The 11,663-nt window shown below is 47.7% G+C and carries 8 protein-coding genes; 2 read left to right on the top strand and 6 right to left on the bottom strand.

The annotated features are described in order from the left end of the window. Nucleotides 1-21: 21 nt before the first annotated feature. From Q365_RS0107550 to lrp, 6 genes are all read right to left on the bottom strand, one after another. Nucleotides 22-1,584 (bottom strand): methyl-accepting chemotaxis protein, encoded by a 1,563-nt coding sequence (locus tag Q365_RS0107550; RefSeq protein WP_028022772.1) that lies wholly within the window; start codon nt 1,582-1,584, stop codon nt 22-24. A 319-nt stretch (nt 1,585-1,903) separates the two neighbouring features. Continuing rightward, on the bottom strand, nt 1,904-3,190 hold the full coding sequence (gene serS, locus Q365_RS0107555; protein WP_028022773.1) for a serine--tRNA ligase: 1,287 nt from the start codon (nt 3,188-3,190) through the stop codon (nt 1,904-1,906). Nucleotides 3,191-3,360: 170 nt separating this feature from the next. Beyond that, entirely contained in the window at nt 3,361-4,695 is a 1,335-nt protein-coding gene (locus tag Q365_RS25550; RefSeq protein ID WP_035024659.1) for a replication-associated recombination protein A, read from the bottom strand. A 119-nt stretch (nt 4,696-4,814) separates the two neighbouring features. Next, entirely contained in the window at nt 4,815-5,414 is a 600-nt protein-coding gene (gene lolA, locus Q365_RS0107575; RefSeq protein WP_028022776.1) for an outer membrane lipoprotein chaperone LolA, read from the bottom strand. 13 nt (nt 5,415-5,427) lie between these two features. Next, nucleotides 5,428-8,280, bottom strand: a complete 2,853-nt coding sequence (locus Q365_RS0107580; protein ID WP_028022777.1) for a DNA translocase FtsK — start codon at nt 8,278-8,280, stop codon at nt 5,428-5,430. 508 nt (nt 8,281-8,788) lie between these two features. After that, nucleotides 8,789-9,283: a leucine-responsive transcriptional regulator Lrp gene (gene lrp / locus Q365_RS0107585; RefSeq protein WP_016961524.1), complete on the bottom strand. Its 495-nt coding sequence runs from the start codon at nt 9,281-9,283 to the stop codon at nt 8,789-8,791. Nucleotides 9,284-9,448: 165 nt separating this feature from the next. On the opposite strand from lrp, the gene ald reads away from it, so the two are divergent. Both ald and trxB read left to right on the top strand, forming a co-directional pair. Next, complete coding sequence (ald, locus tag Q365_RS0107590; protein ID WP_028022778.1) at nt 9,449-10,564, top strand: alanine dehydrogenase; 1,116 nt, start codon at nt 9,449-9,451, stop codon at nt 10,562-10,564. A 132-nt stretch (nt 10,565-10,696) separates the two neighbouring features. Further along, nucleotides 10,697-11,653 carry a thioredoxin-disulfide reductase gene (trxB, locus tag Q365_RS0107595; protein WP_028022779.1) on the top strand — a complete coding sequence of 319 codons (957 nt, stop codon included), beginning with the start codon at nt 10,697-10,699 and terminating at the stop codon, nt 11,651-11,653. The last annotated feature ends 10 nt before the right edge of the window (nt 11,654-11,663 follow it).

Genomic DNA, 11,663 nt, shown 5'->3' on the forward strand with positions numbered 1-11,663 from the left:
TTTCATTGCGTGATTATGTCATCAACTAATTCGACGGAACTGCATCACCAAACGTTTCTGTTCCGCCAGTGCTTGGAACAGACGCTCAGCCTCTTCAACAGATTCTCTCGATATCGAAATGGTATGTTGAGACAGTTCAGACACAGACTGAATGTTGCCGTTCATCTCATTGGACACCGCAGCTTGCTCTTGAACCGCCGTCGCGATTTGATGGTTTCTATCATTGATGTCCGTGACTAATTCTTGTGAACGTCGCAAAACGTCACCCGCCTGTTCGGCACTTATCACACACTCTTCCGATAGCGTCGTACCACGAGACATCGCATCAACCGCTTGCTGTGTGCCGTTTTGGATTTTTGATATCACATCTTGAATTTCAGACGTTGATTCTTGCGTACGCTGTGCCAATGCACGAACTTCATCAGCAACCACCGCAAAGCCGCGACCTTGCTCACCTGCACGCGCTGCTTCAATCGCGGCATTCAACGCGAGCAAGTTGGTTTGCTCAGCAATGCCCTGAATAACATCAGACACCGCACCGATACGCTTACCGTGCTCTTCAAGCTCTGAAATGACACTGGACGCAGAATTTAGTTGCTTAGCAAGATGCTGAATGGCATCAACTGTTTTACCCACGGTCTCCATACCCGCTAATGTCGCATCCTGCGCTTCTAGTGCAGCATCAGAGGCGCTCTGAGTATTGCCAGACATGTCATTCGCCGTGGCAGACATTTCATTAATAGCAGCAGCAATTTGATCCGTTTCTGCATTCTGTCTATCAAGGTTGTTTGCCGTTCTTTCACCGTTTTCTTTGGCGGTACTTGCTGCATTGAGCACTTGGTCACTGCCATCCATGATTCGACCAACGATCGCATTAAGCTCGGCGGAGCGCATTTTCAATGCAAGCTCGATCTCAGAAATATCATCAATCGCGCCATTGTATAAATACTCCATGAGCGGATTGTCATAGGCATCTTTGGCCAAAGAGGTCACGGCTTCCAGGCGGCGTGTCAGCATGAAAATCGCAACCACAGACACAACCAGTTGGACAGCGACGGATGCTGCAAACCCAGCAAAGAAACCGGCTGCACCAGCCAGAATGGCGCCGAGTACAAACCATACCAATGCGCGCTGCCACAAGCGAGTACGGGGCATTTTCAATGCCGAAGGCGTTTTGCCTGCCAACAATTGTGGGTAAACTTTTTCAGCTCGCTCGACACTTTTTCTGTCCGGAACCATTCGAACCGACTGGTATTCAACGATCTCGCCGTTTTTCTTGATCGGCGACGCGAACGCATTGACCCAATAGTGGTCGCCGTTTTTCGCACGGTTTTTTACAAGTCCCATCCAAGAGCGACCACTTTTGATGTAGTCCCACATATTTTGGAAAGCCGCTGGCGGCATGCTTGGATGGCGAACCGTGTTATGCGGTTGCCCAACAAGTTCCTCTTGGGAATAGCCTGCAACCTCACAAAACTCTTTACTTACATACTTAATAATACCGCGAGTGTCAGTGGTGGAGAGCAGGTTGTAATCAATAGGGAAACGTACTTCCTTTTCTGTCACTGGATTGTTGATTCGCATACAACACTACCTTTCAGTTATTGAGACATTTACCTAATAAGTAATATTAGTCGATTAATTAAGAATGGAATGAGAAGGTTGTGATTAATTAGTCACTTACGTGAAGAGTGGAGATAAATAGTAATATTTTCAATATCTTAATGGCAGTACGAACTGGAGTTTCTAAAACTGAGGTATAGATTCAGTACACAATTGATTAAGGTGACAGTAAGGTAATGCAGAATTCGATATATAAAAAAACCGACACTCAGTGTCGGTTTTTTTATCTTTATATGCTCAACCAAATGACTAGTTGAATATACATGCCATTCGCTTGGAATTAACCAATATGCGTCGCGCCACCCATGTACGGGCGAAGAACTTCTGGCACTTCAATACGGCCATCTTCAAGCTGATAGTTTTCCAAAATCGCAACCATGGTACGGCCAACAGCCAAACCAGAACCGTTCAGAGTATGCAGTAATTCAGGCTTGTTCGCGCCTTTACGGCGGAAACGAGCTTGCATACGACGTGCTTGGAAATCAGTCATGTTTGAACATGATGAAATTTCGCGGTATGTGCTTTGAGCAGGAACCCACACTTCTAGGTCATAGGTTTTTGCAGCGCCGAAGCCCATGTCACCTGTACAAAGAATCACTTTGCGGTAAGGCAAGTTCAGCAGCTGAAGTACTTTCTCAGCATGGCCTGTCAATTCTTCCAACGCCGCCATTGAATCTTCTGGCTTCACGATTTGTACCAGCTCGACTTTGTCGAATTGGTGCATACGGATCAGGCCACGAGTATCACGACCATATGAGCCTGCTTCTGAACGGAAACAAGGCGTGTGCGCTGTCATGCGGATTGGCAGGTCAGCTTCATCGACGATGGTATCGCGAACCATGTTCGTCAGCGGCACTTCAGCAGTCGGGATCAGCGACATACCAACGCCTTCTTCGGTCGCTGGTTGGGTGTGGAACAAATCTTCACCAAATTTTGGCAACTGACCCGTACCAAATAGGCTGTCTGCATTCACCAAGTAAGGGACATACATTTCGGTGTAGTCGTGCTCAGTGGTGTGAAGGTCCAGCATGAACTGTGCAATTGCACGGTGCAGGCGCGCCATTTGACCTTTCATAACGATAAAACGAGAACCAGACAGTTTGACCGCGCTTGCGAAATCTAAACCACCAGAAAGCTCACCAAGATCAACATGGTCTTTCACTTCAAAGTCGTACGACTTAGGCTCACCCCAAACAGAAATCTCTACGTTTTCAGATTCATCTTTACCAACTGGCACAGCGTCATCAGCAACGTTTGGAACGGCTTGTACAATCGCGTTCAATTCATTTTGAAGATCAGCCAACTCAGCTTTTGCTTTGTTTAGCTCTTCGCCAAGGTTTTCAACATCTGCCAGCAAAGGCTGGATATCTTCACCCTTCGCTTTCGCCTGACCAATGGACTTGGAACGTGCGTTACGCTCTGCTTGAAGTTCTTCAGTACGAACTTGCAGCGATTTACGCTTTTCTTCAAGATCGCGGAGTGTGTCGACGTCAAGCTTAAAGCCACGACGCGCCAATTTTTCAGCTGTTGCGTCCAGCTCGGTACGAAGCAGTTTAGAATCCAGCATGTTAATCCTGTGAATCGTTATCTAACAGTGCCTGAAAAAGAGTTAACGCTGCCACGCACTAATATGACAACGCCAATATAAAAGGATCTTGCCCCAGTCTTTAGCGACATTTCATTCGGAAATAGTGGGGTCTTAAGGGCTTAAACAATACCCAAAATACCCTCTTTTTCCTAGCGTTTTTGGGGGCTATTTGCGTCTAATTGGTCAAGAAATGCCAACTTCTCAGCGATTTTAATTTCAAGCCCACGATTTACGGGTTCGTAGTATCGTGTGCCTTTCATTTCTTGAGGGAAATAGCTCTCCCCAGCGGCATACGCATTTGGCTCATCGTGGGCATAACGATAACCATCACCATAACCCAGATCTTTCATCAGACTTGTTGGCGCATTTCGCAGATGATTGGGGACGTCAAAATCAGGATGCATTTTCGCATCGCGAAGTGCTTGCTTCCACGCAGTATACACAGCATTACTTTTTGGCGCACAAGCCAGATAAACCGTGGCCTGTGCAATCGCTCGCTCACCTTCTGATGGCCCAACTCGCGTGAAACAATCCCACGCACTGATCGCAACCTGCATCGCTCTCGGATCCGCATTACCTACATCTTCGGAGGCGATAGCAAGTAGTCGCCTTGCGACATACAAAGGATCGCCTCCCGCGGTAATAATACGGGCATACCAATACAATGCAGCGTCAGGATCTGAACCACGAACCGATTTGTGAAACGCCGAGATCAAGTCGTACCATAGGTCGCCCTTGTTATCGAATCGTGCAATCTTCTCTCCTGCCACTTCGGCCAGAAGTTCTAGAGTAATGCGCTTATCGCCGTTATCGTCCGCTTCGACCATGTCTGAAAGCATTTCGAGATAATTGAGCGTCATCCTTGCATCACCCGAGGTGAAGTTCGCAAGGTGCTCTTTAACATCCTCAGGGAATACGAGATCATCGCCGCCCAAACCTCGGGTTTTGTCCGTCAACGCCTGTTCAATCACCTCAAGAATGTCTTCTCTGTCGAGTGATTTAAGCTTGTAAACACGCGCTCGTGACAACAGTGCATTGTTGAGTTCAAACGAAGGGTTTTCCGTTGTCGCACCAATAAACGTCACAGTGCCGTCTTCAATATGGGGTAGAAACGCATCTTGTTGGCTTTTGTTAAACCGATGGACTTCGTCAACAAACAGAATGGTTCTTCGTCCCACCAATTTGTTTTCGCGCGCTTTATCTATGGCGATACGAATATCTTTCACGCCAGACGTTACTGCCGACACACGCTCAATTTCGGCATCGGCATAGCCCGCCGCCACTTCTGCCAGCGTTGTTTTGCCTGTGCCCGGTGGCCCCCACAAAATCATGGAGTGCAGTTGCCCACTTTCCAATGCGCGACGCAGGGGTTTCCCTTCGCTCAAAAGGTGTTTTTGACCAATGTATTCGGAAAGATTCGTCGGACGCATGCGTGCAGCAAGAGGGCGAAAATCGTCCGCAAATTCCAGACTGAAATTACTCACAAGCAGGACTCTCGGTTTGGGGGGCAAGGTGTTAACTTAGCATGACTAAGTCAAACACCTCGCATGATAGTGATATTTAGCGAGGGCAAAAGCTCGCTCATTGGTAGGCGTTTATTTTTTTATTGGCGCTGGTCGTCCAACTCGACACCGTCAGGAACGGTGAAACGGAAGAGCGAATCACTTGGTAATACATTCTTAACGTTCTCTAAGGCAAAACGGCTGGTTTGTCCGTCTTGCTCAACCACAGCAAATTGTGAAATTCGTCCATCTGGTTGAACATCAACAACAAACTCACCCAAGTTTCCAGTTTGCTTTGGTGACAGAACAAAAGTGTTCCCATCTTGCTTGACGTTGTAGTTGCCCCAGTCTTTCGGATCATTGCGCGTCAGCAACACAAACGGGGTTTGTGACGTCGCGTCTTCTAACCACATAGCCGTCACTTGTTCAATAAACGGGCTGTAATACCATAAGGTTTTACCGTCTGATACCAGAACATTTTCATCTGGCATCACGGTTTCCCAATTGAAAAGATTGGGACGCTTCATGGCTAGCGTACCTTCACCTTCGCTAATGACCTCGCCATCAGGGCTGGTGACAATTTGTTCAAAGTTCGCAGTGAAGCTGTTTAGTTTTGCCAAACGGGTATTCAGTTCTTGTTGCGGTGTTGCAAATACTGCTGGTGCCACCAGCAGCAAAGACATCAACATCATCTTTTTCATTTATGGTTTCCGATTAATCTCTTGGCGGTGGTGGCGGAGCCAACACCTCACGATTTGAGTTATGACCCGGTGCGCTAACAATGCCTTGAACTTCCAACTGTTCGACAATGCGTGCCGCTCGGTTGTAGCCAATCTTAAAACGACGCTGCACACCAGAGACTGACGCTCTGCGAGACTCAGTCACAAATTCAACCACCTGATCAAACAGCTGATCAAGTTCTTCTCCATCACCCGCGCTGGCCGCTTCCCCGGGTAATAACCCTTCAGAGCCTTGATCACCATTGGTAATGTCGGTGATGTACTGCGGTTTCCCGCGCGCTTTCCAGTTACTTACAACGCGGTGTACTTCGTCATCATTCACAAACGCGCCATGCACGCGTGCAGGGTGATTCGAACCGTTTGGCATAAATAACATGTCACCCATGCCTAGCAGGGATTCAGCGCCGCCTTGGTCCAAAATGGTGCGTGAATCGGTTTTGGTGGAAACCGTAAACGCCATGCGTGTTGGAATATTCGCTTTAATCAAACCAGTAATCACATCCACTGATGGGCGCTGCGTAGCGAGCACTAGGTGAATACCCGCCGCTCGCGCTTTTTGCGCCAAACGAGCAATGAGTTCTTCCACTTTTTTGCCTACCACCATCATCAAATCGGCGAATTCATCAACGATGACGACGATATAAGGCAGTTTTTCCAACGATGGTGCGGTTTCATCCATGCTGTCCCCTGGGCTCCAAAGTGGATCAGGAATAGGATGATTAGCATCGGCAGCTTCTTTGACTTTGTCATTAAAGCCCGCAATGTTTCTGACACCGAGCATGGACATAAGTTTATAACGACGTTCCATTTCGGCCACACACCAACGCAGCGCATTGCCTGCGTCTTTCATGTCAGTAACCACTTCGGTCAGCAAGTGCGGTATGCCTTCGTAGACAGAAAGCTCCAACATTTTCGGGTCGATCATGATAAAGCGAACATCTTCTGGGCCTGCTTTATACAGCATGCTGACAATCATGACGTTAACGCCCACCGACTTACCCGAACCTGTGGTACCTGCAACCAGCATGTGCGGGGCTTTCGCCAAATCGGTCACAATGGCTTCGCCAGCAATGTCTTTACCCAACACCACAGAAAGTGGCGATTTTGAACTTTGGAAGCGTTCACTCGCTACCACGTCAGACATAAACACGGTTTCACGGCTGTTATTTGGGAGCTCAAGGCCAATGTAGGGTTTACCTGGGATAACATCGACAACTCGCACCGCACTTGTTGATAGCGAGCGAGCAATGTCTTTTGAAAGCCCCATAATGCGGCTTACCTTCACGCCAGGTGCTAATTCAAGCTCAAATCGCGTGATCACAGGCCCAGGGAAAATCCCCTTCACCGTGACTTTGATTTTGTATTCTTCCAAGCGTGTTTCAATTAACTGCGCTTGGTATTGAAGTTCTTCGTCTGTTGCGCGCGTGGCGGTATTACGCGGTGGATCCAACAAATCTAACGTCGGCAACGGTTCTGCAGGTTTTGGTAAGTTTGGTTCGTCTTTCACTAAGAAAGGATGCAATGCCCCCGCCGCATTTTTCTGAGCTTCGCGGATAGTTTCCATGAATGGGTCATCATCATCGGGAATCACAGATGTTGCTTGAGCACGGTCAAGCTCTGACAAACCGTCTGTATTGCCAATGGCAATATCATGTCTCGGCTCATCATCCAGCTCGTGGTTATCTACATCAAAAGCAGTGTCGCTCTCGTGGGCAATTTCTCTTTCATCGATATCAAAAGGAGGTGCGTCGTCCACTGGCTCAACAGGCTCATTCACTGCTGGCGTGTCCATCATTAGCACATCGTCATGCTCGATGTTTGCCTCCCTGCCCTCTTCAAAATAGGCAGGTACGTCATCAATAATGTCAGAGACATTTTCAATGGGCAGATCATTGTCAATGGGAATGAATTCAGGTTCAGGTGCAATGTCCTGCCCCGTTCCAAAGTCAGTGTTTAGAACAGGTTCTTTACGCTCAACAATGACAGGGGCTGGCGTATGTATTACCGGTTTATCAGCGCGGGCGTTGCTACCTGCTCTCTCATCTACACGCTGAACCTTGCTCAGTGCCGCGATGTCCGTCAACTCGAGATCGTCAGCATCACCATGAGAAGATGACGAGAATAAGGGATCGGTCAGGTCTATGTCAGCGTTATCTGCATCCGACGTATCAACCGTCGCACCCAAGGTTTGAGGCTTGTCACCACGTGCTCGATTCACAATCCAAGTGATGGCCGATAGGGTTTTCTCACCCAGCGTATCGACAATCGTTAACCATGAAATGCCCGTAAACAGCGTAAAACCCGCCGCCCACAGAAACATCAGTACCAACGTGGTACCCAGCACATTAAACAACGGCAAGGAAAGCGCAGTAAGCACATCACCAACCACACCGCCTGAAGAGAAGTACCAGAAATCATCAAAGTTCAGGTCTGCCAAACCGCTACTGGTGAGCAGCAGTAAAACGACACCCAGAATTTTGGTTGCAAGAATAGTGTAATTGAGAGGCTCGCTTTCACCTCTGCGACGAAACACGACCCATCCTGCCAATAAAAGCAAAAATGGCATCGGGTAAGCCAATGTGCCAAGTGCAAAAAAGAAGGTATCCGCGACCCAAGCTCCTGCGCTGCCTGCTGCATTTTGCACAGGACCATCCCAAGCGGTTTGTGACCATGACGGATCGGAAGAATCGTAGCTAAGAAGGGAAACTAGCATGAACACAGCAGACAACAACGCAAGAATCAATGCGCTCTCTTTCAAACGTTGTTTTCCATTTAAACGACGTGAGGTGTCTGTCTGTTTCTGCTCCTGACGCAAGAAGAACTCCATTATCACCTATCTTTCAAAATTTATGCCCCAAGAATGAGCGTTATGGCTTTATACCCAACCAACCTGAAGATGCTCGATTTCAGAGGCCATCAGTGCGTTCAGTTCAAGGCAAATTCTTGTAGGAATAGTCATTCTATTTCACAGGAATTTAACGATGAAGTGGACCACTGAAGGCCTCCCTTCGGGCGAGTTTACTGACGCCATGCTCGGTGTTATCCCTTTTTGACGGAGATCACCTTTTTTTTTGGAGCTCACTACATCGGCAAAGGGACGCCTTAATCATAACGTCAGTCAAGCTCGCTGAATCCTGCATCTTCAGGTTGTTTGGGTATTTAATTATTCATTATTTGCCGAAGGCTCGGAGGAAGAAATGTACGTATTTCCTCTTTCAACGCCCTTTACTTGCAAAAGTGTACACCAAACAAAAAAACAAACCGAGCAGCAAGCTACTCGGTTTGTAGAATATAACACTAATGTAAGCGCTCTTTGTTCGAAGGGTGTGAGCTTTTTAACGCGTTTTGATGACCAAATGGTTAGTTTGCTTCACTTCTTCCATGACCACATAAGTTCGAGTGTCGTTTACGCCTGGTAAACGAAGTAACGTTTCACCCAACAACTTACGGTATGCCGACATGTCCGACACACGGGTCTTCAGCAGGTAGTCGAAATCACCAGATACGAGGTGACACTCTTGGATGTCTTCGAGCTGTTGAACGGCCTTGTTAAACTGTTCAAACACATCCGGTGCGCCACGATTAAGTGTGATTTCAACAAATACCAGCAGTGATGCATCGAGAAACTGAGGGTTCAACAATGCGGTATAACCGCTGATATAGCCTTGTCTCTCTAAACGACGAACACGTTCTAGACAAGGGGTTGGCGACAGTCCCACGCGCTTAGATAGTTCAACGTTTGAAACGCGACCGTCTTTTTGCAGTTCATTAAGGATATTTCTGTCAATGCGATCCAATTCCTTGGAGGGTTTCTTTTTGGCGTCAACCATTTTTTATTCCACCTTATTACTTCCTTGCAATGTAAAATGCCATTTTCGTTAACATAACTTATTTTTTTAGCATCAAATCCGTCTTTTTGCGAACTATACTAGCTCTAAATACAACAATACTACAAAACAACAGCTAATAACTCTAGATTGAAGAGAGGAATCAGGATGATCATTGGTGTACCTAAAGAGATAAAGAACCATGAATACCGTGTCGGCATGGTGCCTGCCAGCGTACGCGAGCTCGTTTCCCATGGCCATTCTGTGCACGTTCAGTCACAGGCGGGAATGGGGATCGGCTTCAGCGATGAAGACTACGTCAACGCTGGGGCTTCTATTCTTCCGAGCGCGGAAGAAGTGTTTGCCACTGCTGAAATGATTGTCAAAGTTAAAGAGCCGCAGGCTGTTGAAAGAGCCATGCTTCGCGAAGGGCAGATATTGTTTACCTATTTGCACCTTGCACCAGATTTTCCACAGACACAAGACCTTATCAAGAGCAAAGCTGTCTGTATAGCCTATGAAACCGTAACAGATTCTAAAGGTAGATTGCCACTTTTGGCGCCGATGTCTGAAGTCGCTGGACGCATGTCTATTCAAGCTGGCGCACAAGCATTGGAGAAATCTCGTGGCGGTGCTGGCATGCTGCTTGGTGGTGTTCCTGGCGTTGAACCCGCGAAAATTGTGGTCTTAGGCGGCGGCGTCGTTGGCTCAAATGCAGCCCGAATGGCGGTTGGTATGCGCGCTGATGTTTCTATTTTGGATCGCAATATTGATACGCTGAGAGCGCTAGATGAAGAGTTTCAGGGCCGTGCAAAAGTCCTCTATTCAACAGAAGAAATTCTTGAAAAACACGTTCTCGCCGCAGATTTGGTCATCGGAGCAGTGCTGATCCCTGGTGCAGCAGCACCAAAGTTGGTAAACGCTGGTCACATCAAACGTATGAAACCGGGCGCTGCCGTTGTCGATGTCGCTATTGACCAAGGCGGTTGCTTTGAAACCTCACATGCCACCACGCATGCAGAGCCAACTTATATTGTTGATGATGTGGTTCACTACTGTGTCGCCAACATGCCAGGCGCAGTGGCGCGCACTTCAACGTTCGCATTAAACAATGCCACCCTTCCTTATATCGTGAAACTGGCAAATATGGGTTACCGCGATGCGTTGCTCAGTGACGAGGGCTTACTAAAAGGCCTGAACGTGATTGACGGCAAAGTGACAATCAAAGAAGTCGCTGAAGCGTTTGATCTTGACTACCTCGACGCTCGCTCGGCTATCTCATAAACCACAATCGAACAAAGCGTAATATGAGATAACATAAATCAATGAAGGGCACCGCATGGTGCTCTTTCTTTACCAACACATTTTCCCTACAATCTCTCTCATTAGATAACACTCAATCCATCCGGAGAAATAATGAGCAACGTAAAGCATTCAAGCCTTCTTATCTTAGGTTCAGGTCCAGCAGGATATACTGCTGCAGTCTATGCTGCTCGCGCTAACCTTAAGCCTGTTATGGTTACTGGCTTACAACAGGGCGGACAGCTCACCACGACAACAGAAGTGGAAAACTGGCCGGGTGATGCAGAGGGTTTAACGGGCCCTGCTCTGATGGAACGCATGAAAGAGCATGCCGAAAAATTTGATACCGAAATCATTTTCGACCACATCAATGAAACAGACCTCACTCAACGTCCTTTCCGCCTGAAAGGCGACAATGCTGAATACACCTGTGATGCGTTAATTATCGCAACAGGTGCTTCTGCTCAGTATCTGGGTATGGAGTCTGAAGAAAACTTCAAAGGTCGTGGTGTTTCTGCGTGTGCAACCTGTGACGGTTTCTTCTACCGTAACCAAAAAGTCGCTGTGATTGGCGGCGGTAACACGGCTGTTGAAGAAGCACTTTATCTGTCAAACATCGCGTCAGAAGTTCACCTTATCCACCGCCGTGACACATTCCGTGCAGAAAAGATTCTGGTTAGCCGTCTGATGGACAAAGTCGAGAATGGCAATATTGTTCTGCACACTGACCGTGTTCTTGACGAAGTGTTGGGCGATGAAATGGGCGTAACAGGTGTTCGCATCAAGGAAACCCAATCTGACGCAACCGAAGATTTGGACGTGATGGGCTTGTTCGTGGCTATCGGTCACAAACCGAACACCGGCATCTTTGAAGGTCAACTTGAGATGCACAACGGCTACATCAAAGTGCAATCTGGCCTTGAAGGTAACGCCACACAAACTAGCGTAGAAGGCGTTTTTGCCGCTGGTGATGTTATGGATCATATCTATCGTCAAGCCATCACATCTGCGGGCACTGGTTGTATGGCCGCATTGGATGCAGAGCGTTTTCTAGACGCGAAAGAAAGCTAACAGTCACTCA

Origin of the sequence: Enterovibrio calviensis DSM 14347 (assembly GCF_000621165.1) — a bacterium.
In the GTDB taxonomy this organism is placed as follows: Bacteria; Pseudomonadota; Gammaproteobacteria; order Enterobacterales; family Vibrionaceae; genus Enterovibrio; species Enterovibrio calviensis.

Bases quoted from the DNA above. Each gene is read 5' to 3' on its own strand.
- Q365_RS0107550 (WP_028022772.1), bottom strand. From the start codon at position 1,584: ATGCGAATCAACAATCCAGTGACAGAAAAGGAAGTACGTTTCCCTATT.
- serS (WP_028022773.1), bottom strand. From the start codon at position 3,190: ATGCTGGATTCTAAACTGCTTCGTACCGAGCTGGACGCAACAGCTGAA.
- lolA (WP_028022776.1), bottom strand. From the start codon at position 5,414: ATGAAAAAGATGATGTTGATGTCTTTGCTGCTGGTGGCACCAGCAGTA.
- Q365_RS0107580 (WP_028022777.1), bottom strand. From the start codon at position 8,280: ATGGAGTTCTTCTTGCGTCAGGAGCAGAAACAGACAGACACCTCACGT.
- lrp (WP_016961524.1), bottom strand. From the start codon at position 9,283: ATGGTTGACGCCAAAAAGAAACCCTCCAAGGAATTGGATCGCATTGAC.
- ald (WP_028022778.1), top strand. From the start codon at position 9,449: ATGATCATTGGTGTACCTAAAGAGATAAAGAACCATGAATACCGTGTC.
- trxB (WP_028022779.1), top strand. From the start codon at position 10,697: ATGAGCAACGTAAAGCATTCAAGCCTTCTTATCTTAGGTTCAGGTCCA.